This window comes from Pantoea sp. DY-5 (assembly GCF_019795955.1).
Taxonomy (GTDB): domain Bacteria; phylum Pseudomonadota; class Gammaproteobacteria; order Enterobacterales; family Enterobacteriaceae; genus Pantoea; species Pantoea leporis.
The window spans coordinates 545,928-572,463 of record NZ_JAIMIE010000004.1 but is presented as its reverse complement, the minus strand read 5'-3'; the positions used below and the strand labels follow the sequence as shown (position 1 = coordinate 572,463).

19 protein-coding genes, 1 tRNA gene and 4 pseudogenes are annotated in these 26,536 nt (G+C 55.1%); 7 read left to right on the top strand and 17 right to left on the bottom strand.

The window, feature by feature from the left end:
* A partial coding sequence (locus K5Y30_RS16240; RefSeq protein ID WP_222212164.1) for an Ig-like domain-containing protein occupies nucleotides 1-2,049 on the top strand: 2,049 nt, incomplete at its 5' end.
* A 320-nt stretch (nucleotides 2,050-2,369) separates the two neighbouring features.
* Here K5Y30_RS16240 and cbl (K5Y30_RS16235) read toward each other — a convergent pair.
* A pseudogene (cbl, locus tag K5Y30_RS16235) lies at nucleotides 2,370-2,662 on the bottom strand (HTH-type transcriptional regulator Cbl); the annotation flags it as partial.
* Nucleotides 2,638-2,820: a hypothetical protein gene (locus K5Y30_RS16230; protein ID WP_222212162.1), complete on the bottom strand. Its 183-nt coding sequence runs from the start codon at nucleotides 2,818-2,820 to the stop codon at nucleotides 2,638-2,640. The pseudogene cbl (K5Y30_RS16235) and the gene K5Y30_RS16230, both read right to left, overlap by 25 nt.
* A gap of 236 nt (nucleotides 2,821-3,056) precedes the next feature.
* On the opposite strand from K5Y30_RS16230, the gene K5Y30_RS16225 reads away from it, so the two are divergent.
* Nucleotides 3,057-5,222, top strand: a complete 2,166-nt coding sequence (locus K5Y30_RS16225) for a bifunctional diguanylate cyclase/phosphodiesterase (RefSeq protein WP_222212160.1) — start codon at nucleotides 3,057-3,059, stop codon at nucleotides 5,220-5,222.
* 128 nt (nucleotides 5,223-5,350) lie between these two features.
* Nucleotides 5,351-5,800: a transposase gene (locus K5Y30_RS16220; protein WP_222212158.1), complete on the top strand. Its 450-nt coding sequence runs from the start codon at nucleotides 5,351-5,353 to the stop codon at nucleotides 5,798-5,800.
* A 133-nt stretch (nucleotides 5,801-5,933) separates the two neighbouring features.
* Here the strand turns inward: K5Y30_RS16220 and K5Y30_RS16210 are convergent.
* Both K5Y30_RS16210 and K5Y30_RS16205 read right to left on the bottom strand, forming a co-directional pair.
* A pseudogene (locus tag K5Y30_RS16210) lies at nucleotides 5,934-7,711 on the bottom strand (hydantoinase B/oxoprolinase family protein); the annotation flags it as partial.
* Nucleotides 7,712-7,737: 26 nt separating this feature from the next.
* On the bottom strand, nucleotides 7,738-8,184 hold the full coding sequence (locus K5Y30_RS16205; RefSeq protein ID WP_222212152.1) for a GNAT family N-acetyltransferase: 447 nt from the start codon (nucleotides 8,182-8,184) through the stop codon (nucleotides 7,738-7,740).
* Nucleotides 8,185-8,499: 315 nt separating this feature from the next.
* On the opposite strand from K5Y30_RS16205, the gene K5Y30_RS16200 reads away from it, so the two are divergent.
* Nucleotides 8,500-10,953 (top strand): Ig-like domain-containing protein, encoded by a 2,454-nt coding sequence (locus K5Y30_RS16200; protein ID WP_222212150.1) that lies wholly within the window; start codon nucleotides 8,500-8,502, stop codon nucleotides 10,951-10,953.
* A gap of 315 nt (nucleotides 10,954-11,268) precedes the next feature.
* On the opposite strand, the pseudogene K5Y30_RS16195 reads toward K5Y30_RS16200, so the two are convergent.
* From K5Y30_RS16195 to K5Y30_RS16180, 4 genes and pseudogenes are all read right to left on the bottom strand, one after another.
* Nucleotides 11,269-11,448, bottom strand: a pseudogene (locus K5Y30_RS16195) (Lrp/AsnC family transcriptional regulator); the annotation flags it as partial.
* Between the two features lie 118 nt (nucleotides 11,449-11,566).
* A pseudogene (locus tag K5Y30_RS16190) lies at nucleotides 11,567-12,272 on the bottom strand (aminotransferase class III-fold pyridoxal phosphate-dependent enzyme).
* Nucleotides 12,273-12,416: 144 nt separating this feature from the next.
* Nucleotides 12,417-13,343: a glyoxylate/hydroxypyruvate reductase A gene (locus tag K5Y30_RS16185; protein WP_222212149.1), complete on the bottom strand. Its 927-nt coding sequence runs from the start codon at nucleotides 13,341-13,343 to the stop codon at nucleotides 12,417-12,419.
* A complete protein-coding gene (locus K5Y30_RS16180; RefSeq protein WP_222184862.1) occupies nucleotides 13,343-14,188 on the bottom strand; it encodes a GNAT family N-acetyltransferase in 846 nt (281 codons plus the stop codon). Before K5Y30_RS16180 ends, K5Y30_RS16185 begins: the two co-directional genes overlap by 1 nt.
* 155 nt (nucleotides 14,189-14,343) lie before the next feature.
* On the opposite strand from K5Y30_RS16180, the gene K5Y30_RS24965 reads away from it, so the two are divergent.
* Together K5Y30_RS24965 and K5Y30_RS24960 are read left to right on the top strand one after the other, a co-directional pair.
* A complete protein-coding gene (locus tag K5Y30_RS24965; RefSeq protein WP_370634207.1) occupies nucleotides 14,344-14,916 on the top strand; it encodes a transposase in 573 nt (190 codons plus the stop codon).
* A gap of 3 nt (nucleotides 14,917-14,919) precedes the next feature.
* A complete protein-coding gene (locus K5Y30_RS24960; protein WP_370634206.1) occupies nucleotides 14,920-15,354 on the top strand; it encodes a transposase in 435 nt (144 codons plus the stop codon).
* Between the two features lie 63 nt (nucleotides 15,355-15,417).
* Here the strand turns inward: K5Y30_RS24960 and cbl (K5Y30_RS16170) are convergent, their stop codons facing one another.
* The 5 genes from cbl (K5Y30_RS16170) to K5Y30_RS16150 all read right to left on the bottom strand — a co-directional run bounded on the left by cbl (K5Y30_RS16170) (nucleotide 15,418) and on the right by K5Y30_RS16150 (nucleotide 21,525).
* Nucleotides 15,418-16,377, bottom strand: a complete 960-nt coding sequence (cbl, locus tag K5Y30_RS16170; protein WP_008109354.1) for an HTH-type transcriptional regulator Cbl — start codon at nucleotides 16,375-16,377, stop codon at nucleotides 15,418-15,420.
* A gap of 172 nt (nucleotides 16,378-16,549) precedes the next feature.
* Nucleotides 16,550-17,467, bottom strand: coding sequence for a nitrogen assimilation transcriptional regulator NAC (gene nac / locus K5Y30_RS16165; RefSeq protein ID WP_008109351.1), 918 nt, complete (start codon nucleotides 17,465-17,467; stop codon nucleotides 16,550-16,552).
* A 570-nt stretch (nucleotides 17,468-18,037) separates the two neighbouring features.
* The gene (locus K5Y30_RS16160) at nucleotides 18,038-19,069 is read right to left on the bottom strand and encodes an ABC transporter permease (RefSeq protein WP_101763421.1); all 1,032 of its coding nucleotides are present in this window, start codon (nucleotides 19,067-19,069) and stop codon (nucleotides 18,038-18,040) included.
* Between the two features lie 14 nt (nucleotides 19,070-19,083).
* The gene (locus tag K5Y30_RS16155; protein WP_222184858.1) at nucleotides 19,084-20,568 is read right to left on the bottom strand and encodes a sugar ABC transporter ATP-binding protein; all 1,485 of its coding nucleotides are present in this window, start codon (nucleotides 20,566-20,568) and stop codon (nucleotides 19,084-19,086) included.
* Between the two features lie 33 nt (nucleotides 20,569-20,601).
* Complete coding sequence (locus K5Y30_RS16150; protein ID WP_061717661.1) at nucleotides 20,602-21,525, bottom strand: sugar ABC transporter substrate-binding protein; 924 nt, start codon at nucleotides 21,523-21,525, stop codon at nucleotides 20,602-20,604.
* Nucleotides 21,526-22,032: 507 nt separating this feature from the next.
* Between K5Y30_RS16150 and K5Y30_RS16145 the strand changes: the two genes are divergently transcribed.
* Nucleotides 22,033-22,108, top strand: a tRNA-Asn gene (locus K5Y30_RS16145).
* A 75-nt stretch (nucleotides 22,109-22,183) separates the two neighbouring features.
* Here the strand turns inward: K5Y30_RS16145 and K5Y30_RS16140 are convergent.
* The 4 genes from K5Y30_RS16140 to K5Y30_RS16125 form a co-directional block, all read right to left on the bottom strand.
* The gene (locus K5Y30_RS16140; RefSeq protein WP_222184856.1) at nucleotides 22,184-23,476 is read right to left on the bottom strand and encodes an NtaA/DmoA family FMN-dependent monooxygenase; all 1,293 of its coding nucleotides are present in this window, start codon (nucleotides 23,474-23,476) and stop codon (nucleotides 22,184-22,186) included.
* An 11-nt stretch (nucleotides 23,477-23,487) separates the two neighbouring features.
* On the bottom strand, nucleotides 23,488-24,687 hold the full coding sequence (locus K5Y30_RS16135; RefSeq protein ID WP_222212147.1) for a M20 family metallopeptidase: 1,200 nt from the start codon (nucleotides 24,685-24,687) through the stop codon (nucleotides 23,488-23,490).
* Nucleotides 24,688-24,767: 80 nt separating this feature from the next.
* Nucleotides 24,768-25,424, bottom strand: a complete 657-nt coding sequence (locus K5Y30_RS16130; RefSeq protein WP_222212137.1) for a methionine ABC transporter permease — start codon at nucleotides 25,422-25,424, stop codon at nucleotides 24,768-24,770.
* Nucleotides 25,405-26,535: a methionine ABC transporter ATP-binding protein gene (locus tag K5Y30_RS16125; protein WP_222212135.1), complete on the bottom strand. Its 1,131-nt coding sequence runs from the start codon at nucleotides 26,533-26,535 to the stop codon at nucleotides 25,405-25,407. The genes K5Y30_RS16130 and K5Y30_RS16125 overlap by 20 nt, the downstream gene beginning before the upstream one ends.
* Nucleotide 26,536 lies beyond the last annotated feature (1 nt).

The window sequence follows — 26,536 nt, the reverse complement described above, 5'->3', positions numbered from 1 at the left end:
GGCAACTGGACGTGGACGCCGTCCGCGCTGGCGAAAGGCAGCTGGACCTTTGAGGTACAGAAGGCCGGCCAGAGCGGCTGGAGCAGCTTCTCGCTGACCATCGATCCGGACCTGGATCGCTACCCGATCATTGAAAGCGCCTGGGACAACGCCGGCACGGTGACCGGCAGCCTGGCGAGCGGCGCCAGCACCGACGACACCACGCCGACCCTGCGCGGCACCGGCCCGGCGAACAGCACGATTTCGCTGCGCTACAAGCTGGGCAGCGGCAACTACACCACCGTAGACCTGAACGTGGACAGCAGCGGCAACTGGACGTGGACGCCGTCCGCGCTGGCGAAAGGCAGCTGGACCTTTGAGGTACAGAAGGCCGGCCAGAGCGGCTGGAGCAGCTTCTCGCTGACCATCGATCCGGACCTGGATCGCTACCCGATCATTGAAAGCGCCTGGGACAACGCCGGCACGGTGACGGGCAGCCTGGCGAGCGGCGCCAGCACCGACGACACCACGCCGACCCTGCGCGGCACCGGCCCGGCGAACAGCACGATTTCGCTGCGCTACAAGCTGGGCAGCGGCAACTACACCACCGTAAACCTGAACGTGGACAGCAGCGGCAACTGGACGTGGACGCCGTCCGCGCTGGCGAAAGGCAGCTGGACCTTTGAGGTGCAGAATGCTGGTCAGAGCGACTGGAACAGCTTCACGCTGACCATTGGTGTAGCACCGGAGATCCCGGTACTGGTTGATTTTTACGATAACGTCGGTACACCGGGCGCAGTTATTCCGGACGGCGAAAAAGCCAAAACCGACGATACCACTCCGACCCTGCGCGGTACGGGAACACCAAACAGCATCGTGCATATCCAGTCAGCCAAAACGGGCGACAGCTGGGGCGATCTGGGTACTGCCCGCGTTGATAACAACGGCAACTGGGAATACACCCCCCCTTCAGCGCTGGATTATGCGACCTGGCAGTTCCGCGTAAAAGCCAGTAACGCATTAGGAGACACCGCCTGGGCGCAAAAGGTGTATTTGAATATTGTCAAAGGTGATGATTTCTCAGGTTTTGTGGATTTAGAAAATTTAAATATTGGATATATATATGGTATAGATATTGCGCTTAATAAGGATGTCTCTGTAACTGCTCATCACAAATATTCCCACTATGTAAAAAATTCAGGCATTCCCGAATTTGGATCCGCAATAAGGGTAGGTACATATGACCCACAAGGCAACTCGACAGTTTCAACATTGTTTTTGAAATTTTCAAAAAATAAAGGAACTGGTGAACCATATGAAAAACCAAGTGTAAACCATGCGCATTATGTTGACTTCCAGATAGCCAACCCAACTAACAGCGCCATGACTTCAGTCATGTCCCTTAGCACCTATTCAGACAACAACAGCCATCCACCGATGGAAATTACATTAAATGTACCACTAGGTCCCAATGAGATTAAGACAATATCCTCAGATGATTTTATAGGTTATATATCTGGCACATATTTCATTGGTGCTGTTCGTTTTTACAGCGATGTGTATTTTGACAACATCAATTATACGTTCAAAAATGCCAGTACGTCCTCCAGTACTCTGAGTGAAGTTAATAGTGATGCCATTCATTTATTAGAGGGTATCGAAGAGATTAATCAATCTCCAATCACTGGAAAAGAATCCCAGATCGACACGCTGCAACTGACAGGAAAAGATCAAATCCTCGATCTGAAAAAATTAAGCAGCAAGATTGAATCGATTGAAGTGTTTGATATTACTGGACGTGGTGACAATACGCTGAAACTGGATCTCACCACCCTGCTTCAGCACGGTGAAAAAGGTCTGTTTATCGAGGACGGTAAAACCCAGTTGATGGTGAAAGGTAACGAAGGTGATGTGGTTGAGCTCAAAGATATTCTGCCGGAAGGCAGCGATATCAGCGAATGGCAACATCAGGAAGGTACTGTTACCATTGCTGGCGTGAAATATAACGTCTACAGCCACGACGATGCAGAACTGCTGGTGCAGCAAGGAGTGAGAACGGAGCTGGTTTAACAGGAATTAGTCCATCGATAAAAACGGTTAAATAAAAGCCATCGCAGATATTGCGATGGCTTTTTATTGCCAAGAATAGATCCGAAGCGGCGCGATTTATCGCACATTGTTTATTTTAAAGACTGCCAATATCAAACCCCTTCTGTTCTCGATATTCTTCGATACCTTAACGCGACCCTTCGCGACCTAACCCGGATAATTTAGTTCCGCCGAACGGTGCGGCGTCGAATGAAATTTGTGTCGGTGTCTGTTTTGCGATGGGAAAAGAAATTTTATGCTGTGCGGGAAAAGGTCGCCATGAATAGCGACCGGAATAAACATTAAATCTGGAAGTCGATAGCCGGTTCGTTTTCTGTCTCTTCGGAAAGCGCCTGACGTTTGATCTCCTCCAGCGACAGATTGGCATTACAGCGTTCAAGGAACTGCCAGCCATAATTACGCTGTAGCTGACCACGCTTGAGACCGAGCCACACCGTATTCGCATCGAACAGATGATGCGTATCGATTTTTACCCGGTCTGCACCTTCTTGAATATCACACGCCTGATCGGCCGCATTCCCACACCAGGACCAGGTTCAACATAGGTTTTCACCACGTCAGAATCATGTGCGTTGGTTCGTTGTACTCGGGCGCCTGCAGCGGCTGATCCTGTTGGACGGCAACGGCCTGATAAACAGTGGTCGGATGTCTGGATATCCCCATCGCGCTCAATACTTCATCTGGTTGAGGAACGCAGCGATCTTGCTGCGGGATGGCGATTACATTGCGCATGTCAGATGACAGCGCCGTGACGGCTCAATGACGGGCGGATGAATTTGTTTTAGGGCAGCAGAATTGCAGCGAAACGGACGGCGTTTTTAATAAATTATTTTTAACTGTTCTGTTTGTGACAGCATTCAAAAAATTAACGCTAATTTACATCACGCTTTCAGTCCCCTTACAGAACACAGCCTGCGGATGTTCTGCTAGGTTAAAGGATGAACCCTTCTTGTCAGGCCAACTTTAAAATGATTAACGCAATAAAACTATCGGATGGTTTTCGCCGCAACTTTGTGCGTGAAGTTATTTTGCCGCTGCTGGCAATTTTGCTTCTTTCCTTTGTCGGCGCGGGCGTGGGTCTGTTCTGGGGCACAGCGTTAAGCAATAACGAAGCGCGCGATCAGCAACAGCGCATGATCCAGGCTTCGTTTACCCAGAGCCTGACGGAACATCTGCGCCAGCTGCGCAGCCTGACGCGCTGGTCTCCGCTGGCCGACCAGCTGGCGTCGTCGCATCCCGATCAACGCTGGCTGACGCAAAATGTCGGCGGCTGGCTGTATGACATGTTTGATCACCAGTTGGTGGTGCTGCTGGACCGCGACAACCAGCTGATTAACGTGTGGCGCAATGGCCAGCCGGTGCCGGACAAGCGCATCGGCCCTTATCTGCAGGACATGCTGAACAGTCCGCTGGTGCAAAACAGCGATGTGGTAGCGGGCCCCACCGATCACGCCGATTTCGTGCGCATCGGTCAACGCGCCGCCGCGCTGGCGGTGGGCGATATCAGCAGTACCAAACAGGCCGGGCGCTATCGTCTGGTGAGCATTAAGTTTCTCGACGATGGCTATCTGCGCAACCTCGCCGATCGCAGCCAGCTGCGTCAGTTGCATTTCAGCGACAGCGAGCCAGCGGGAAAAACCAAAGCGCGCTATCTGCTGAATTCACAACAGGGCGAACCGGTCGGTTATCTCAGCTGGAATCCCGATAAACCCGGCGCGCAGATGTTACGCACCCTCGGCCCGTCTACCTTGCTGTCGGTGATCCTGATTACCGTGCTGTGTCTGGTAATGGTGCGCCGCATCTGGACCTCGTCGCTCAAGCTGTCGCAGTCGCTGCTGAAACTCGGAGCCAGTGAAGCGCAGGCGCAGCATCTGGCCTTTCATGATGTGTTAACCGGTTTGCCCAATCGTTCCCTGGTGGAAGATCGCTTAACCCAGGCGCTGGCACTGGCCGGACGCCACGATCAGCGCGTGGCGCTGCTGCTGCTGGATCTTGATCGCTTCAAAAATATCAACGATACCTACGGCCATCACGCCGGCGATGAGTTGATTATTGAGGTGGCGCGCCGACTCAATGAGATTGTTCGCACCAGCGACACCGTGGGCCGCATCGGCGGCGACGAGTTCATCATCGTGATGCCGGATGTAGAGAATATTGGTCAGGTGCAATCGCTGGCGAAACGCATTATCAGCCGCCTGAGCGAACCTTATCAGCTGGTGGGCAGCGAGTTGTGGGTTGGCGTCAGCGTGGGTTTGGCGCTGGCACCGAAGGATGGCATCGATCGGATGGAGCTAATGCGCAAAGCGGATATCGCGCTTTATGATGCCAAAAACCATGGACGCGGCCAGTATCGCCAGTTCGAAAAAGTGATGGATGAATCGCTGCGCACCCGCCAGCAGATGGCATCTGACTTGCGTCAGGCGCTGGTGAAGTTTGAAGGATTAGCGGTGTGGTATCAGCCGTTAATGGATATCCGCGGCCAGCAGGTGGTGGGTCTGGAAGCGCTGCTGCGTTGGCATCACGCTATGCGCGGCGACGTTTCGCCGGGCGATTTTATCGCCATCGCCGAAGAGACCGGCATGATCATCCCGCTCGGCGAATGGGTGCTGCGCGAAGCCTGTAAAACCTCGCTGAAGCTGCCGGATATTGTGGTGGCGGTGAATGTCTCGCCGGTGCAGTTCCGCGCGGTGAATTTTGTTGAACGCATCATCCATATCGTGCAGGAAGAAGGTGCCGATCCGCAGCGTATGGAGCTGGAGATTACCGAAGGCGTGCTAATTGAAGATGAACACGAGGCGCGCAACAGCATCATTGCGCTGCGCGAAGCCGGTTTCCGTATTGCGTTAGATGATTTTGGTACTGGCTATTCAAGCCTTAATTACCTCAGCAGCTTCCCGGTGGACAAAATCAAAATCGACCGATCGTTTACTCAGTCGCTGGGCGTGGCGCAGAACTCTACCGCGATTATTGAATCGGTAGTGCGGTTGGGTCACGCGATGGGTTTAACGGTGACCGCTGAAGGCGTAGAAACCGAAGGCCAGAAAAACGCGCTGGCCGACGCAGGCTGCAATCAGCTGCAAGGCTATTTGTTTAGCCATGCGGTGCCGTTTAGTGAGATTGAGAAGATGATGTGAGTGGCATTTGACCAGGTCGCCATAAATGGCGACCCTACGGAAAATATTCTGAATACGCCCCTCAGGTTTTACATCCCGTCATCGCCCTCTCGCCGGATAATTTGCAAAATCATTCCGGCAAGGAGGCCATGATGAAAAACCGCAAATACCTGCGTTTGAAACACCATGATTATCGCGCCAATGGCGCGTATTTCATCACGCTGGTTTGCTATCGCCGCTCACCTTTATTTGGTCAATTTATCGCAGCGGAATTCTGCCTCACGCCGCTTGGGGACTACGTCATCAAAACCTGGCGGGCTTTACCTCAGCGCGATTCCTCGATCACTCTCGATGCCTTTGTCCTGATGCCGAATCACCTGCATGGCATTATTTGGCTGAATGAAAGCGCGCAGAGAACCCTGCTAAATATTGTTAATTGGTTCAAAGCCGAGATAACGCGTGAAACAGGAATAAAGGTGTGGCAACGCAGTTTTTATGATCGGGTGATTCGGGATGAGAAGGAGTTATTGGCGTTACGAAAATATATTGCAGACAACCCGCAGCAGTGGCAATGGGATCGGTTGTATGTGGATCGTTGAGGTTGTGCGGTTATCGGCAAGGTCGCCATGAATGGCGACCCTACGGAGCTTTTGTAGGGTCGCCATTCATGGCGACCTTGCAGAAACTTCACACCGAATAATGCTGTTTGAGATCCCCAAAAATAACATCGATCGCCGCACCGTGATCGAAATGCTGCGCCGCAACGGATGGCATTTCCGCCCGCTGCCGCGCGGTTTCCACCTCGTCAATATCACCGTTGCGCAGCACCACGCCGTAGCTATCGCGCGCCACTTGCTCAGAGACAAATCCACAACGCACATCCTGCAAGACCTGCTGTACATCGCGCTCCACCGGCAAACCGTAACCGCCCGCGCCGGGTCCGCGCACTTCGACGATATCGCCGGGCTGGCAGTGAATGACGTCGGTGTTGCCATGTTCAATCGCCGTGCCGTTACGCAGCGTGCGGAAGTGCGAAAGGCCGCCGGATTCGCCGCCCAGCACGCCCGCAGAGGCGAACACCGAACGGTTGCGGTTGCGAGCCGTCACCGTGGTATTCGGCGCAAAAACATCAAATGCCATTTCGGTGGCTAAACCGCCGCGATAACGCCCGGCTCCGGCGCTATCGGTGGTGCGGATGTTCATGATCGAGTTGCCGCCGGCGAATTGGCCGGTAAGCGATTGGGAATCGCCTGCGAAAATACGCCGAGCGTGGCAATTTGCGACAGCGCACAAGTCAGCGACCGCATGCCGACAGCCGCCGGGGCTTCGCAGTTCATCACCGTGCCCGGCGGCAAAATGGCGCGCGTCGGACGTAAGGTGCCAGCGTTGAGCTGCAGATTACGATCCAGCGTCGAGAGCACATACGTCACGCCAACCAATGCCAGCGGATGACGCTCGCGTCCGCCGGTTGGCATGTTCAGCGACGAAGCCCGCTGCGGATCGCTGCCGGTGTAATCGAGTTCCAGCGTGTCACCGCTGACGCGCAAGGTGATCGCCACGCGGCACGGGAAACCGCCTTCACCATCTTCATCGGCGAAATCGGCATAGAAGTATTCACCATCAGGAATGGTCTTGATGATGCTGCGCGCCTGCGCTTCGGCGTAATCGAGAATCCCTTCGATCCCTTGCAGAAAATCGGTAACGCCAAAACGCGCGATGATGTCGTGGATTTTGCGTTCGCCGACGTTGACCGAGGCAATCTGCGCTTTGAAGTCGCCCCAGTTCTGCTCCGGCGCGCGCACGTTGAGGCGCATGATGCGCGCCACCTCTTCATTCAGTTCACCGTTGCGCACAATTTTCAGCGGTGGAATGCGAATCCCTTCCTGCACGATATCGGTGAGCGAGCGCGATAGCGAAGTCGGCACCGCGCCGCCGACATCGGTGTTGTGAATGTGCCCCACCACAAAACAGACAATTTCGCCGCCATGAAACACCGGTTTCCAGATATGGATATCCGGCGAGTGCGTGGCGACGTTACCGGCGTAGGAATCGTTGGTGATGCAGATATCGCCTTCTTCGTAGCTGTCGGTCAGCCCCAAAACCGGGCCGTAATCAATGCCGCTGTACCAGGGCGCGCCGAAGCTGCGCGGTGAGGCGAACGCCAGGCCGTCGCGGCTGACGATCTGGCAGGAAAAATCTTCCGTCTCTTTGACGAAAGTAGAGTGAGCAGTGCGCATCAGCGTAAAGGCCATCGCATCGGCGGCGACATCCACCTGCACCGCGTTGTAGCCGAGATCGCCGTGACCAATCATGCCGCAGGCGGCAAAGGCATCGGTGGCGGTCGGTTGCGTGCTGCCGCGCTGGAAGCACACCGGACCCGGCAGCGATCCGGCGCTGTCCGGCCCCATTTGCAGCACGCCCTGATTATCAATCCACGCCAGCGATCCGCCGCCCTGCCCAACGGACGTCACCGCCACGTCGGCGCTGGTGCCGCCAATATCGACGCCAACGCGGTAACCCATGTGAAACTCCAGTGTCAGGAGGGAGGAAATTCCATCAGTTTGTTTGCATCCTGCACCACGCGCCAGCCGAGGCGCTGATAGAGCGGATGGGCATCATTGGTCGAGAGCATCCAGCGATGTACCGTTGCCAGCTCTGGATGCGCCCGCACGCACGTCGCCAGCCAGCTGCCTAATCCGTGACCGCGCCAGTTTTCATCAATCATCACATCGCACAGCCAGCCGAAACGGGTGTAATCCGTTACTAATCTTGCAAAGCCGATCTGCTGGTTTTGGTGATACAGGCCGAACGGCAACGAACCGGCAAAGGCGCGCTCGGTTTTGGCGCGCGACTGGTCTTTCGCCCAGTAGGACTTCTCCGTCAGCTGTTGATGGATGTAATCGAAATCCAGCCTGACGCGCTCGGTGGAGAGCGTGAAGGCATCGCGCTGCCAGATGTGATCGGGAATGGTAAGTGTGCTCATAACAACTCCTTGTATCGGTGGGAATCAGTGTAAGAGAGTTGGTTTAACCGTGAAAACCTAAGCACGGCCGCTAACGCGCAGGATGCAGCGATTTTGCCACCGGAATGAAATTTTATGCTGTGGTGCTGGCGCAATAACAAGCTGCATACACCGTTATTCCCATGACTCATTCCCGGCACTTTCTTTGCAGACCTTTCTTGAAAGCCCCTATTACCCGTTGCTTTAACATCCTTCAGCACTGTGTTGTGGAGGGCTACGTTACCGCACCGCCAGGACACAGACAGTACTGTTAAAAAAATATAATGGAATATTCTTATGATTGAGCTCTTTGCACGCACTGAAACCACCTATATCGAAAAAGCCAACGGCAATTTAGTCTTTGGCAACACTAAACCACTCGCCGAGAAAGGCACAATCGAGCTGGTTATCGGCACCGACCGCTTCCTGATCCCGATTGATGAAAATGGCTTCTGGCGCTGGGAGGCGACCACGCCGTATGCCGATGGCAACTACAGCCTCTCGCTGCGTCAGTACGACCAGGCCGGAAACCTTTCCGAACCCACACTCGCCACGATTGTTGTTGATTCCACGCCGCCTGAAGCACCGCTGCTGATCAAACTCTATGATGATTTCGGCGCAGAGAAGCACGGATTTGAACCGGGCGATACAACCGATGACAAACGCCCGACGCTGACCGGCGTTGCTCAGAAAGGCACCACGGTTTACCTGCTCAATGACAAAAATGAGAAAATCGGCAGCGCCGTTGCGGATAAAGACACCGGCGTGTGGAAGATGGAGCCATCGCAGGACCTTGCAGACGGTACGAATAATCTGCGACTGGTTGCTGAAGAGACGTTTGCTAACGTGCCCCGTACGGGCTCACCTTCTGCGCCGTTTACCATTGTGATTGGTGAAGACGCGTCCGTTCTGCCGCCAAACACCATCACCATTAAAGAAGCCATCGACGACGTTGGCACCTACATGGGCAAACTCAGCAGCGGTGCCCTGACCGACGACACCACGCCAACCCTGCGCGGTGACGTTTCTGCCGGCAACGCAGTCACCGTTTATTATCGTCTGGCGGGCAGCAGCACCTGGACCGGCCGCGCCACCGCGACGGTGAACGGCACTGAGTGGAGCTGGACGCCGGGCAGCGCGCTGGCTTACGGCGAATATGAGTTCCAGGCCAGCATCGGCGGCTTCAGCAGCAGCCTGTTCACGCTGGATATCGCCACCGCCGCTGACATTGCCAGCAAAACCCGTATCGAAATGGTGAAGGATGATTTTGGTGCCTGGCAGGGCGAGCTGAGCAGCGGTGCGATAACCGACGACGCCACGCCATCGTTCAGCGGTCGCGGCGAAGCCAACGGCAAAGTGGTGCTGCGATTCACACAGGTCGGGCAGTTGGCGAATACCGTTGTTGTGGATGTCGATAGCAGCGGTAAATGGACGTGGACGCCAGCCTCTGGCCTGCCAGCCGGCAACTGGAGCTTTGAGGTTCAGCCGCAGGGTCACAATGCCTGGTCGAACACCTTCTCGCTGAGCATCACCAGCAGCGACGGTTTTAACCCGGTTATCACCGACGGTTATGACGATATGGGCACGCCCAAGGCGCTGGCAAATGGTGATACCACCGACGACACCACGCCGACACTGAACGGCCAGGCCGAAGCTAACAGCATCGTTTATCTGCGTGCGACCAACGGCACAAACGCCACCGTTTACAGCGTCACCACCGATACAGCTGGCAACTGGACCTGGACGCCACCAGCAGTTCTGCCCCAGGGCAAGTGGGATTTTCAGGCAAGTAAGAGCTCAACAGGTGGCTGGGGTAATGCGTTCCATCTGAATATTAATGTTATATCTGCATCAAATGGCAATGAGCAATTTCATTATAACCCGCTTCATTTTGTAGAGGGCCAAACATACTATTTGGACTCCGGTGCAAAGATCGTAATGAATGAACTCGGCTGGACTGGGCAAGTAGGAAACTCATCTGGATTCTATTACGGTGAGAATTTAAGCATAAATAAAGACAGTAGAGTTACATTAGAAATCCCAGCACCTACCAATGTCGTTAATATAGCAGTTCGTCAGAAAGGAGAAGGATTTAGCATTTCTAAAATCAATTTCTACAGCTCAACTAAATCTATCATTGGTTCATTAACAGTACATAATAAAGAATCTAGCAATTACAATCACGTCTATAAGTTCATCTCGAAAAATGTGGACATCACGCAAATAGAAATAAAAACAACGTCAGGATTGTCCAATGCATTTGACTGGATTGAATGGGGCGATGGAAATTATCCAACAAGCAATGGAATTTTATCGCTGGAGGAATCGCAAGTTACCCCTCATTTTTGGGAATCTACTGACGACCCTTCATTCATTATCCCTAGTGAATATGTAGCCATTGGGGAAGAAATGACATTAGATGCCTCATACATTATATCCCAGCAATCAGATGTTAAAGTTTTCGATCTGACCGGCAGCGGCGATAATATTCTAAAGCTCGATCTCAACGCCCTGCTCCAGCACGGCGAGAAAGATCTGTTTATCGAAGACGGTAAAACGCAGTTGCTGGTTAAAGGCAATGAAGGTGATGTGGTTCAGCTCAAAGATATTCTGCCGGAAGGCAGCGATATCAGCGAATGGCAGCATCAGGATGGCACAGTTACGGTTGCGGGCGTTGAATATAACGTTTATAGCCACGGCGATGATGCTGAACTGCTGGTGCAGCAAGGAGTGAAAACTGAACTGGTTTGATGTTTAATCATTAATTCGTTCTGTGATTTAAATTCAAGCCACCGTGTTATTGCGGTGGCTTTTTTGGGTCCAATATTAAAAACCGCACATTTCGTAGCAGCGCGATTAATCGCGCTGCTTTTGAATTTCTGCAAAATTTACATCGCGCCCATCCTGGCATTGCGCAATAAATTGCGCCGTTACGGGATTTGCGGGGGAATAGTTCAGTGCTGCTCTTACGCCAGGTCGCCATAAATGGCGACCCTACAAAACGCGCAGATAACATTCGTAGGGTCGCCATTTATGGCGACCGCTTTCAAAATAAAAAGAAATTACTCAACCAAACTCCACCGAATTCTGTTTTGAAATTAACGATCTCAACGGCACGCTGCTTTTCATAATCGGTGATTTAATCACGATATAACTGAAATATTTATCGATGCCGATCTGCGCATCCAGCATCTTCTCAATCACTTCCTGGGAATGTTCAATGCTGCGGGTAATAAAGCGCAGCAATTAGGTTTAACCCCCCGAAGATACAACACGCTTTAAGGTAAATGTGCTATCTCGTTAACTGGTTATACCAGCGGAAGGTTTTCAAATTACTGCAATAATTTCAATGAGGAAGCGCTTTTTAACCCAGTCGACCGCTGGCACGCGCCAGCGCGATATCAAAGATATGCAGCGCTTCTTCCGGTTGCGAATCGGTGGTGACCAGCGGCGCGAGGAAGCGCACGGTGTTGCGATGAATGCCGCACTTAATCAGCAGCAAACCTTCCTGACAGGCGCAGTCGAGGATTTTCTGCGTCATCGCCGCATCCGGCTTTTTGGTCTCGAAATCAACGATCTCAACCGCCTGCATAAAGCCAATCCCGCGCACATCGCCGATGCAAGCATACTTCTCGGCCAGCTGTTGCAGGCGCGCGTTTAGCTGCTCGCCGAGTTGATTGGATCGCGCCAGCATCTACCGCTTCCGCGCCGCTGGTGAAGAACACGCTTATGAAATCTTCTCCGCCACCGACCAGTGCATTGAGGCGCTTAGCCAGCTCGATGTAGCCCGGATACGCCCCCACCTGGAAACAAGCGTGCGACACTAAACCGAGTTGTTTGGTGACCGCGTTGACCACCGCCGGATAATTGTGCCCGACGTTGAGCACGCCGATGCCACCGACGAAATCCAGATAGCGATTGCCCTCAACGTCCCATACTTCGCTGCCTTTCGCCCGCTCGATCACCAACTGATGCGCCGTGATGACGCCACGTGGCACATGCTGCTCACGCGCGTCCAATAACAAGCAGTTATCGGAATATGTTTGCTGCTCCGCCATGACATTCTGTATTCTAAAAACCCCTTTCCACGTAACGTTCGGATGGCTCAAGTATCGCAACCTGTTGGTTTCTCACGCTGCCGTAATCCGCTGGACAGCGGCATTTCCTGTCAAAATCCTCAGCGAATCAGCAGGGAAATTTGGCGTTCAGCGCAGTCAATATCCCCGCTTACGATCGATCAGCCCGACCATCGGTTCGCCGCGCTGATAGCGGCGCAGATTGTCGAGCAGCGCGGCGACGGCGCTGTCGGTTTGTGTTGCGCTGGCGATGTGCGGCGTCAACCAAATGGCCGGATGCTGCCAGAACGGATGCCCGACGGGCAGCGGCTCGGGATCGGTGACATCAATCACCGCCGCGCTGAGTTTGCCGCTCGCCAGCGCCGCCAGTAAATCCGTTTCATTGAGCTGTGGACCGCGTCCCACCTGTACCAGCGCGGCGCCGTCGGGCAACTGCGCAAACAGCTGCGCATTGAGCAACCCGCGCGTGCTGTCGGTGAGCGGCAGCAGGCACACCAGAATGTCGCTATGCGCGAGGAAATCCCCCAGCTGATCGCTGCCGTGCCAGCAACGCACGCCAGCAAACTCGCGGGGCGTGCGGCTCCAGCCAGCGCAATCAAAACCCAGCGACACAAGTTGTTTTAAACAAGCCTGGCCGAGTTCGCCGAGGCCCATCACGCCAATACGACGCTGGCTGGCGGTGCGAATCGGATGGGTTTGCCACTGCTCAGCGCGCTGCTGCTGAAAGTAGCGCGGCATATCGCGATGCAAACCGAGCACCGCGAAGGTGACGTATTCGACCATGCCTTGCGTCAGGCCGGGTTCGATCATGCGTACTACCGGCAAATCCGGCGGTAGCTGCGTGAGATCGAACTGATCCGCGCCCGCGCCCACCGATAACAGCGCTTTGAGATTGGGAAAGGTGCTCATCAGGTTTTCCGGCGGTTGCCACGCCACCAGCAGTTCAACCTGCCCGGCATCACCGATATCCGGCCAGATGTGCAGCTGAATATCCGGCGCATGTTGCGCCAGCCAGCGCTGCCAGTGCGCGCCGCGCGTGGCTTCTGATTTGTAGACGATATGCATCAGGCCATCGCCTGGGTCATCAACCCGAATGCCTGCATCTCACCTTGTTGCGGTGACCACGGCGTTCCCCGAATCATGGTAGTGGGCGCATCGACCTGCGCCAGGCCCAATGTTTCCAGCCAGGCCGCCAGCGGCAGCGCGCCATCGGTATCAATACGCACGAACTCGCCGCGCAGGCCTTGCATCAAGGCGGAAATCAGCGTTTGCGCGATGTCGAGATTCAGCGCGATCACCGGGCCAATCGCCCAGCCGTGACCGAAGCGGCGCAGGCTGGCAAAACCGTGCACGCGCTGTTTGGCATCCTGCAACAGCACGGTTTGAAAATCGGTGATCAGGCTGTTGATCAGAGCGGGACGCCACATGCCGTGCGCCTGGTGATCGCGTTCGATCAGCAGATCGGCGTCTGCGGCTTGCGCGTTACGCAGCGTTAAACCGGCTGGAATGTTGACGGCTGGCACCGACGCCAGCTCGCGCGTTTGATGCTGCTGAATGTGGCCGGTGACCTCAAAGCCGAACTTCTGGTACAGCCCTTTGCCCATTTCGGTGGCGTGCAGGCGAATGGTGTAATCGGGGAATTTTTCCAGCAGCGCCAGCATCAGCTGCTTGCCGGTGCCGCGGCCCTGAAACTGCGGATTCACCACTACCAAACCGATGGTTGCCGCCTGCTCGCCCCAGCGCCAGCCAAAGGCGCTGCCGACGAATTCGCCGTTTTCTTCAGCGACCACGCCTTCACCCAGCGCCAGCGCTTGCTGCCAGTCTTCCCGGCGGTGCGGCCATTTGAGCTGCTGGGTGATGGCGTAGCCGTGTTCGATGTCGCTCTGTGTCATTGCGCGTAGTGTGATCATGGTTTTCCTTGCTAGTGAGGTCGCCATAAATGGCGACCCTTAAGACCCGATCTTTCATCGTAGCTTCAAGCCCTCCGTTTCTCCTTTCACGCCAGCAACTACTCTGAACGGTAACCAGAAGCTCTGACTTCGTATGTACAAGGCTAGATGGCGTGATGGTTTATGTGAAAGGGAGTCCGCAGATAATTTATCTCGGTATTGATGTCAGCAAAAATAAAATAGACCTCTGCCTGTTGCCCGGCAACGGCAAAAAGAAAAGCAAAACCCTTAAAAATGACGATGTCGCAGAACGCAGTATCTGCGACTGGCTGTACAAACAAAAATGTCCCCCCGGGCAGGTGACGGCTGTCATGGAAGCGACCAGCGTCTATCACGAAAATGTGGCTTACGGGCTGCATGAAAACACGGCGGTGACGGTTTGCATCAGCAATCCTCAGCGCGTCCGGGAGTTCGCCCGGGGAATGGGTATTCTGACTAAAAACGACGCGGTTGATGCCTGGGTTCTGTCCCGATACGGCGAGCTGAAACAGCCCAACGCCCGGATACCGCCTTCGCCTGAAGTGCGGAAGCTGAAGGAGCTGCTGCGGCTGCGGGACGCCATACAGGCGGATATCGTGCGCGCGACGAACCGTCTGGAAAAGTCAGAGTCCACCCGAACGGCCAGCGAAATTATCGACTCGCTTAACAGAACAAAAAAAGCGCATGAGGATGGGCTGAAGCGCATTTAAGCGCTGATATCCAGCCACTTCGATGACTATGATGATCTGGATGAGGACAGGGAACTGCTGGAATCAATAAAAGGCATCGGCCGCGTGGTGGGCACGACGATGTTGTCAGTGCTGCGCTCATGCCGGTTCCGGAACGCCGGACAGGTGGCAGCGTGGCTGGGCGTGGTGCCGGTAGAAAAAACGTCGGGAAGCTCGGTAAGGGGGCTGTCCAGAATGTCAAAAACGGGCCCGGCCGCGGTGAGAGCGAAGCTGTATATGGCGGCGGTGGTTGCATCAAGATGGAACCCGCCGGTAAAAGCGATGTATGAGCGACTAATCGCCAGAGGAAAACCGAACAAAGTTGCGCTGGGCGCGGTGATGCGCAAGCTGGTGCATCTGTGCTTCGGAGTACTGAAAACACGAAAGCCGTGGAGTGAAAACTATGCAGCTACCGCTTGACGGGCAAGACGGTAGCTACGAAGGATGGTTTTGTAGGGTCGCCATTTATGGCGACCGATAACATTAAATCTGAAAGTCGATAGCCGGTTCGTTTTCTGTCTCGTAGGAAAGTGCCTGACGCTTAATTTCCTCCAACGAAAGATTCGCATTACAGAGTTCAAGGAACTGCCAAACGTAATTGCGCTGCAACTGACCGCGCTTGAGACCGAGCCACACGGTATTGGCATCGAACAGATGATGCGTGTCGATTTTTACCAGGTCTTCGCCTTCATAAATATCACATGCCTGATCGGCCAGAATGCCTACCCCAAGACCGAGTTCGACGTAGGTTTTCACCACGTCAGAATCCTGCGCGCTCAGCACGATATCCGGCCTCAGTCCTGCCGCCTGGAAAGCACGATCGACCCGCGAACGGCCGGTAATGCCCTGACGATAGGTGATCAACGGATAACGACTGAGGCTGGCGAGCGTTACCGGCTGATGCTGCAACAGCTCATGATCGTGCGGCACTAAAAGTGAGTGATGCCAGCTGAACCACGGAAATGCCGCGAGGCTACTGTTATTCACTAACTGCTCGGAGGCGATGCCGATGTCGGCTTCACCCGCCAGCAGCATGGCGACGATCTCCTGCGGCGATCCCTGATTCAGTTCAAGACGCACATTAGGATAGAGCTGACGAAACGCTTTAATCACGCGAGGCAGGCTGTAACGCGCCTGAGTGTGCGTGGTGGCGATAGTCAGCACGCCGCTGGTTTCATTGGTAAACACATCCGCTAAGCGGCGAACTTTGCCCGCTTCATCAAGGATGCGCTCAGCAATGGTCAACAGCGCCTTGCCCGGTTCGGTCATGCCTAAGAGTCGCTTGCCACGACGAATAAAAATTTCCACGCCCAGTTCATCTTCCAGATCGCGGATATGGCGGCTCACTCCTGATTGGGAGGTAAACAGCGTATTCGCTACTTCGGTCAGGTTGAACTCGCAACGGGCCGCTTCACGTATAATTTTAAGTTGCTGGAAATTCACACCCTTTTCTCCTGGTTCCTGCCCCTGTTTCGTCCATGTTATGAAGTTGGTGTCATTGCAACAAATAATAAAAAACGGTGTGTTATGCGGAATAGTAATAAGGGAGGTTTTGCGAGGAAGATAAAAAAATAAAGGTCACCATGAATGGCGACCCTACGGGATTACTGCGGGATTAACCCACCAACATCAATTCACGATCCTCTACCGCTGGCTTATTCAGTAGCGACAGCAGAATATTTTTCACAGCCTGCGCCGATGGCGACAGCGGCAGACGCGCAGAGATGTTCAGCGACAGCGGCAGATTCAGCGATGGGCTATTAATTCGCGCCATCCACGCATGGGTTGAACTCACCAGCGCACGCGCCGCAGATTCTGGCAGCACTGTGACGCCCATGCCGCTGGACACCGCCGCAGTCAGCGTGGAGATCGATTCGATTTCGCCGATGATGCGCGCGCTCAGACGACGCAGCGAGAACGCTTCATCAACACGTTTACGTACCGCGCTGTAGTCGCGTGGCAGGAAAAGACTCATCTGCGCCACTTCCGCCAGATCGACAGTCGCCCCCGGACACGCCGTTGCGCCCACCAGATAGAGCTCTTCTTTCATTAATGGAATGCTGTTGATGCCCGCTGTTGGCGCACGATCGTACAGCACCGCCATGTCCAGTTGGCCGTTCATCACTTTTTCGTTTAGCGAGGTGCCGCTGTTTTCATGCAGATACACCAGCACATCCGGGAACTGCTCACGCACCGTCTGCAGCAGCGGCATGGTGAGCGAGGATGCGGCGGTGCCCGGCGCTAGACCGATAGAAACCTGGCCGTTCAATGCCTGACCGGCGTTGATTACTGCCGTTTGCGCCTGTTCACACTGACGCAGAATGGTGCGAGCGTGGGCATACAGAATTTTACCGGCTTCAGTTGGCGTCACGCCGCGCTTGGTGCGGATCAGCAATTGCTGATCGAGTTCATTTTCCAGCGTAGCGACCTGCTGGCTAAGCGCAGGCTGCGCGATGTGCAGCACTTCTGCTGCCTGAGTCAGGCTGCCGATATCGACGATTTTTACAAAATACTTGAGTCGTCTTAAATTCATGTTGCCTCCGTCAATCCCCGAATACCCAGGTTGGGCGTCTCAGCCTGCTGGCTTGTGGAGATGAATTTGCAATATGCAGGCCAGGTTTGTTTGCGACGCAAAATTGCATCGCCAGATTTTTCCTAAAGGCACGGAAAATAAGCGTTTGTGATTACCTCGAAGGAGTTAATAAGCGCGGACGATGACGTGATTTGCGTAAGCGTTGAACAACATGCACCGCGATGGGGCAGAAAATGCGAGTCAGGCGTGCAAAAAAGTGATGACCGGATGAGCTGGTTTGGTGCAGAAAACACAGAAAGTGAACAGAAACGGCGGGAATGGAACAAAACGAGCGGGAAAGAAGGGGGTTAGCCAGTTGGAAAACTTATGTGGCGGGCGGTGCGCGTTGTCCCTCACCCTAACCCTCTCCCGCGCGCGGGAGAGGGAACCGACCGTGCACAATGTCACTACGCAAAATAATTCGCGCTGTAGCAAGGCGGCAAGAAAATTCAGCCCCGGGAGCATAGTTAACTATGTGACCGGGGGGAATTTTCGCAGCCAACGCCGCTACAGCGTGAAGTATGAAGCGTATTAGCGTTTTTTACGGTTGCGATGCATATCTATTGAAACCGCTGCGACGATGATGATGCCTTTGATGATGTCCTGCACGTAAGCATCGACACCGACAAAGGTGAAGCCGCTCTTGATCAGGCCAAGAATCACCGCACCAATCAGCGTACCGGTGATGCGCCCCACGCCGCCCATCAGGCTGCTGCCGCCGATAACCGCTGCGGCGATGGCATCCAGTTCGTACGCCATCCCCATACTGGACTGGCCACTACTGACGCGCGCCGCCAGCACCACACCCGCCAGGCCAGAGAGCGCACCGGCGATGGTGTAGACGATGATCAGGTACTTATTAACGTTGATACCGGACACTTTGGCGGAGGTCATGTTGCCGCCAATCGCGTAGACATATTTGCCGTAGCGGGTGTGTTTCAGTGCGATGTGGAACAGGAACGCCACCACCAGGAAGATAATGACCGGCATCGCGCCCTGGCCGATGGAGGTGAAGCCATCTGACAGGAAGCTAATCGGGTTACCCTGCGTGTAGTACTGCGCCAGACCGCGTGCCGACACCATCATGCCGAGCGTGGCGATGAACGGCGGAATACCGGTTTTGGTGATCAGCACGCCATTCATTACGCCGCACAGCAGCCCGACGCCAATCCCGGCGACGATGGGAATCACCGCAGGCAGGTTCACCAGCGAGGGATACATCGGCGACAGGCTGTCTGAGGTTTGCGCCAGACTGGCCGCCACCACCGCGGTGAGGGCAATAACCGAACCGGATGACAGGTCAATACCGGTGGTGATGATGACCTGGGTCACGCCCACCGCGATGATACCGATGATCGCCACCTGCAGAATAATCAGCACTAAGCGGTTGGTGTTCATCAGGAAAGATTGGTCACGTACGTACCAACCGGCAATTTCAAAAATCAGGGCAATGCCCACCATCACGACAAAAATACCGGTGTCTTTTGGCAGCTTGTGACGCAGGTTGCCAAAGAAAGAACTCTGTTCTGCGGCCTGCGGGGCCGTAATTTTTACGTTACTCATAGGTGTCTCACGCCTCACTCGGATGCCAACGACAAAATGGATTCCTGATTGGCCTCTTCTTTATCGAGGATGCCGGTTATACGTCCGCCGTGCATAACCATCACGCGGTCGCTCATGCCGAGAATTTCTGGCAGTTCGGACGACACCATAATGATGGCCACGCCGCGATTCGCCAGTTCACTGATCAAGCGATAAATCTCTGCTTTTGCCCCCACGTCGATACCGCGCGTGGGTTCGTCGAGAATCAGGATCTTCGGTTGCGCCAGCAGCCAGCGGGCAATCAGCACCTTCTGCTGGTTACCGCCGCTGAGGTTATTGATGATCTGATCCATAGTGGGAGTTTTGATGTTCAGCTTGCGAATCTGATCCATGCAGTCCTGCGCCATTTTGATGTGGCTGACAAAACCGCTTTTATGGGTGTAATCGGGCATGTTGACGATGCTCATGTTCTCCATCACCGACAACACCAGGAACAGCCCCGACTTTTTACGGTCTTCGGTCAGGAACGCCATGCCCTTCTCAATCGCCGTTGACGGCGAATCGATCTTGACCGGCACGCCATCAATCAGGATTTCACCGCTGTCGAAACTCTCCATGCCGAACAGGCTTTCCATCACTTCGCTGCGTCCGGCACCCACCAATCCCGCTACGCCGAGGATTTCGCCCTTGCGCACCGTGAAGTTGATGTCGGTGAAGCGATCTTTGCAGGTGAGATTGCGCACCGTCAGCACATCCCCACCGATTTCACCGTTGAATTTCGGGAACAGCTGGGTTAATTCACGGCCCACCATCTGTGTAATTAGCGACTGACGCGTGTATTCGCTGGTGCTGTTGCTGCCTACCCACGATCCGTCACGGAAAATACTGATCTCATCGGTAATGGTGAAAATCTCATCCATCTTATGGCTGATATAGATGATGGCTTTGCCCTGCTCACGCAGGTCGCGGATGATGGTGAACAGGTGCGCCACTTCGGTTTCCGTCAGTGCCGAGGTCGGTTCATCCATAATCACGATGTCCGAATTCCAGGAAACCGCTTTAGCGATTTCCACCATCTGCTGCGAGGCGATGCTGAGCTCGCCGACCATACGATCGGCTTTCAAGCGGATATTCAGTTTGTTCAGCAGTTCCTGTGTTTGTTTATTTAGCTTGCCGTGGTCAACAAAGCCGTACTTCATCGGTTCGCGACCGAGCCAGATGTTCTCGGCCACGGTCATGTAAGGCACCAGATTGAGTTCCTGGTGAATCATGGAGATGCCGGAACGTAGCGCATCCATGGTGTCCTGAAACTGCACCGGCTCCCCTTTAATGCGAATGGTGCCCTTATCGGGACGATACATCCCGATAAGGCATTTCATTAAAGTGGATTTGCCCGCGCCATTTTCACCCATCAGGGCATGTACCGACCCCGGTTTAATACGCAGTGAGACATTGTCGAGTGCCTTCACTCCGGGGAAGAACTTGCTGATGCCTTCGGCTTCAAGCGCAAAAGCGGTCATACATCACCTCCGTACGGCTGAGTCGGTTACGGTTTATTTCTGATTACGTGATTCGAACTGCGCCATGTTGTCTTTGGTGATCAGCTGGTAAGGAATGTTGATGACCTTTTCCACTTTCTCGCCGTTTGCCAGTTTCACTGCCGCCTGCACCGCACCTTCGCCCTGACCTTTCGCGTCCTGGAATACGGTGGCAACCATTTTGCCGTTCTTCAGCATCTGCAACGCATCTGGCGTTCCATCAACACCGGCAATCAGGATGTGGTTCGGGTTTTTACCCAGCGCCTGCAGCGCACCAATCGCCATTTCATCGTTGTTGGAGGCAATCGCCTGGATATCGTCACCGGCGGTCAGCCAGTTGCTCACCACGTCTACCGCATCGTTACGCATGAATTTAGCGGTCTGTTTCTGTACCACTTTGATGCCCGGATATTTTGCTACCACCGCTTCCACGCCTTTGGTGCGGTCACGGGTCGATTCGTTAGCGAGGTCGCCCATCAGAATGGCGACGTTGCCTTTACCGTTCAGCGCTTTCGCCAGGGCTTCCATCTGCAGACGGCCGGCCAGTTCGGAATCCGAACCGACGTAAGCCATTTTGTCTTTCAATTCGCCCGCCGGTTTACGGTTAACGAACACCAGCGGCACGCCGGCTTTCGCAGCGGCATCCACCAGCGGTTTCACCGCGTTGGTATCCACCGGGTTAACGATGATGGCGTCAACGCCCTGACCAATGAAGTTCTGTACCTGCTGCAGCTGCTGTGAAACGTCACCTTTGGCATCTTCGACCTGGCCTTTAACGCCATCTTTGGTCATCTCTTTTTGCATCGCGGTGCGCAGAATGGTGAGGAAGTTGTCATCAAACAGCGCCATAGAAACGCCCACCTGAAGATCTTTTGCCATGACAGCGGCAGGTAACATGCAAACTAACAGGGAAGTTAATAACGCTTTTTTGAATTTCATAGGTAACCCTTCTTATTCGTTAACATGCTCAGGTTGGCTGAGACCGCGAATGAAAAATATCTTTTACATTCACCCAACGTCGCTGGCGTTTTTTTTGTGGTTGTAGAGGTAAGGCTTCTGGTCTAACGCTATCGGTTTACTGCATCTTTTCGGTGTAACTTACTACTTATCAGCCAGTTATTTTCAAAATGCCGTTTCAGATGAGTGAAGTCGTTTCGCCGGTGATGATAAGCAGTTCATTTATTTCATCTTATTGACATTTGAAACTTTCATCATAAAAGCACTGAAATGATTGTTTTAAAATCGGCAAATAACAAAACTTTGACATGCCTCTAACATCTCAAAGGAATTGCGTTTAAAGTGAGATCTTGCTGGCAGTTTATAATCTGATCATTCAAGTCAGAAAAGCAGCATTCCGCTGCTTTTACGCGCACTTAAATCAAAAGTGTGCAGTCGGGCTTTGACAACGGGGATCGGCATCGCTAATATGCGCCTCGTTCACACGATTCCTCTGTAGTTCAGTCGGTAGAACGGCGGACTGTTAATCCGTATGTCACTGGTTCGAGTCCAGTCAGAGGAGCCAAATTCAAAAACCCCGCTCAGGGAAACCTGAGCGGGGTTTTGTGTTTTTGAGGATTTGCCAGGTTACCACGAGCAACTACGCCAGCGGAGCCAGCTCCAAACTGCTGCGGAAATCGTTGCCGACATAATCTGTATCGATCAGCTGGCGGCGACGCAGTTCTGGCAGCAGGCCGTTGAGCAGCAAATCCTGCTGATCGGGCTGGCCGAGTCCATGCAGCGAAATCACATCCAGCACGCCAGCGCGGTAGCGCTGTTCGATGGCATCGGCCAGGGTTGCTGGCGTTCCGGCGACAAACCAGTGGCCGGTCTCTTCAGCTTTAATGATCAGCTCGCGCAGGGTTAATCCTTCCAACGCATAGCCACGGAAAATGGCGGCGCGCCCCTGACGACGATGCACCTGCGCCAGTTCGGGAATCAACGCGGCGGGCAGCGGTTGGTCGAGCGGCAAATCGCGTAGATCCACCTCGCCGCCCAGCATGTCGGCCACGCGCAATCTGCCCTGTTCATAGTTGATGCGTTCATGCTTATCGCGCAAACGGCGCGCCACATCGGCGTCGCTGTCGCCAATGATGGCGTGGAACGAGTTCATGATCAGCGGCGGATTGTGTTCGCGGCCAAAACGTCGCGCCCGCTGCTGCACATCAGCCACGAAGGTTTGCGCGGCATCGAAGGTGGGCTGCGAGGTGTAAATCACTTCGGCATAACGTGCGCCGAGGGTTACGCCCGCTTCGGATTGTCCCGCCTGGAATTGTACCGGACGACGCTGTGGCGGCGGCGGTACGTTAAGCGGACCCGCCACCTGGAAATAGTCGCCGCGATAGTTAATCGGGTGCAGTTTGCTGTGATCGAGACGAATGCCGCCGCTGGCCGTGCGCTGCACTGCCGCGCGTTCGTTGGCGTCATACAGCGCGTTCATCACTTCGATAAACTCGGTGGCGCGCGCGTAGCGCTCCTGCGGTGGCGGCAGCTGGCTTTCACCAAAGTTCTCCTCGCCAACTGATGAAGTCACGGCGTTCCAACCCGCGCGGCCGCCGCTGATGTGATCGAGCGTGCCAACCTGACGTGCCAGATTATACGGATGCAGCCAGCTGGTGCTGACGGTGGCGATTAAACCGATGTGCGAAGTCACCTGGCTCAATGCCGCCAGCGCAATCAGCGGATCTTGCGTGCCGGTGGTGCCGGCTAATCCGGCCGGATCGGCCTGCAGCAAATCGGCGGTAAACAGCCCGGTGATCTTTTCGCGCTCGGCAATCTTCGCCAGTTCAATGGCGCGCGTGATGCCCACGCCTGGCTGGCTGTCATTGGCGGCGGAAATCACACTGCTGGCGCCGACCAGCGTTTTCAGTTTTCTGCGATACGTTTGCGACACAACACTCTCCTTTATGGTTGTCGCGCGAAATCCGCTTTGACGTTGTTTAAGGCGTCCGCATCGATCAGCAGACGTAAGCCGGTGCGGGCCAGCACGCGCGCGCCAATCAGCAGCGCCTGATAGCCGCGCTCAGAGTTGGCCGCTTCACGGAAGGGCACGGTGTGGAAAATCAGATCGTCGGAGCCGATTTTCAGCCACGGATGCGCCGTCGGCACCGCGTGGCTGATGTCGCCGGCATCGGTCGAGACTTTGTTCTTCTGCGGCGAGAGATCAACCTGCTCGCCAGCCGCGCTGAACTCCTCCAGCAGCAAGGCATCCAGCGCTGAGTTGAGTTTGAAATCGCGCGGGCCAATCTGATGGTCAATCTCGACGCGCGCGCCGGTCGCCAGCGCCACGCCTTCGGCAATGGCGCGCAGACGCGGCTCAAGGGATTCCACCACTTCGCGGCTGTCCGCGCGGATGTAGTAGTGCGCCGACGCGTATTCCGGGATCACGTTTGGGGCCTGGCCGCCGTTGGTGATAATGCCATGCACGCGCACGCCATCTGGCAACTGCTGACGCAGCACGCTGATGCCGTTGTAGAGCAGCACCAGCGCATCCAGCGCGTTAATCCCTTCATGCGGCGCGCTGGCAGCGTGTGACGGCTTGCCATAGAAGTGGAAATAGAGATGATTATTGGCGAGCGTGGATTCAGTCAGGCGGGTTTTGCCCGAAGGATGCACCATCAGCGCCACGTCGACATCTTTGAGGTAGCCGGCTTCGACAAAGCGCTTTTTCACGTTGCCTTTGGGTCCGCCCGGTCCGGCTAATCCGCCCTCTTCCGCGGGCGTGCCTAACACCACCACGCGTCCACCGGTTTGATCCAGCACCTGCGATAGCGTGATGGCCGCCGCCACGCTGGTGGTGCCAATCAGGTTATGACCGCAGGCGTGACCGATGCCGATCAGCGCGTCATATTCTGCGAGAAAAGCGATGGTGGGGCCCGGTTTGTCGCTGGCCTTGACCGCGTAGAACGCGGTTTCATGCCCCGCGACGTTAAGTGTGACGTCAAAACCCTGCGCCCTGAGTAACTGTGTTAGCTGCTCGCTGGCGAAATATTCGTTGTTGCCGGTTTCAGGATTTTGAAATATCGCCTGCGATACCTTGAGGTAAGCGGCGCTGTGTTGTTCGAGGCTGTTTTCGAGCGTGAGCTGAAGGGCGTTCAGCGACATGAGTATTTTCCTTGTTGCGTTTAGGTCGCCATAAATGGCGACTCTACAAAGGCCACCACCGTTTACATGGCCACGGTAGATCAATGACGCTTATCGATACGCTGCACCAACCGGTCGCCGACCCACTGAATGCCGCACACCAGCACAATCAGCACCGCGATCACCGCGATCATCACTGAGGTTTCAAAGCGCTGATAGCCGTAACGGATCGCCAGATCGCCCAGTCCGCCTGCGCCAATCGCGCCGGCCATGGCCGAAGCACCAATTAGCGCCACCAGCGTAACCACAAACCCCGACAAGATGCCGGGCAGCGCTTCCGGGATCAGCACGTCCCAGACGATACGCAGCTTGCTGGCGCCCATGGCGCGCACCGCATCAATCAGGCCGCGATCGACATCACGCAGCGACACTTCGGCCACGCGCGCGAAGTACGGCGTTGCGGTGATCGACAGCGGCACAATCGCGGCCCAGGTGCCGAGCGAGGTGCCGACCAGAAAACGGGTAAAGGGAATCAGCGCCACCAGCAGAATGATGAACGGCAGCGAGCGGAAGCTGTTGATGATCAGGCCCAGCACGCGATTAATGCCGCGATGTTCGGCAATGCCGCCGGGGCTGGTCATCACCAGAATCAGGCCGAGCGGCAAGCCGGCCACCAGCGAAAACAGACCGGAGATCACCGTCATTAAAACCGTTTCGCCTAACGCATTGAGTAAAAGATCAATCATGACTGGCGACATAACCCACCAACTCCACTTGAGCCTGCTGCGCGTGCAGCCAGCTGAGAATCTGTTGCTCGTCGGCCGCGTTCGCCGCCGGGAGCGCAATAAAGAAACGCACCACCGCGTAGTGCTGGATGTGATCGATGCCGCCCTGCAGCAGGCGGAATTTGCCCGGCAGCGCGCCGGCAAAGCGGGTTAGCAGATCGCCCTGCGCATCGTCACCGGCAAAATGCACGCTGTAGATGGCGTCGCCCTGTATCTCATCGCTGAGGCGCGCGGCAATATTTTCCGGCAGCTGCGGCAGCAAACCGCGCAGCAGCGTGCGCGTCAATTGCGAGTTGGGATGCGCAAACACCTGCCAAACCGGACCTTGTTCAATAATTTCACCGGAATCAATTACCGCCACGCGATGCGCCACAGATTTGATGACTTCCATCTCATGGGTAATCAGCAGAATGGTGATGCCGAGTTTTTGATTCAGGGATTTGAGCAGCGCCAGAATCGAGCGCGTAGTTTCCGGATCGAGCGCCGAGGTGGCTTCGTCGCACAGCAGCAGCGCCGGGCTGGCCGCCAGCGCACGGGCAATACCAACGCGCTGTTTTTGGCCGCCGGATAACGCCGCCGGATAGCTTTGCGCCTTGTCCGCCAGCCCTACCAGCTCCAGCAGTTCCGCCACGCGCTGCTGGCGTTGCGCTTTATCCATGCCGGCAATTTTCAGCGGCAGCGCAACGTTCTGCGCCACCGTTTTTGCTGATAACAGATTGAAGTGCTGGAACACCATGCCAACGCGGCTGCGCACCGTTTGCAGCTGTTTTTCCGACAGGCCGGTGATGTTCCGGCCTTCGATTTCAATGACGCCTTCATCAGGTTGTTCCAGCCCGTTGAGACAGCGGATCAGCGTGGATTTCCCCGCGCCGCTGCGTCCAATCAGGCCAAGAATTTCGCCTTTCTGCACCGTCAACGAGATATCGCGCAGCGCCTGGGTTTGTCCAAAGCGACGTGACACGCCTTGCAGGCGCACCACGCTGCCGCTGTCGCGAAACTTCACCTGCGCCTCGTCGTGGGCACTTTCCACCACGCCGCGTTTGACGGCGGTAAAGGGCGTTTCGGCTGCTGAGAATAACGTCATC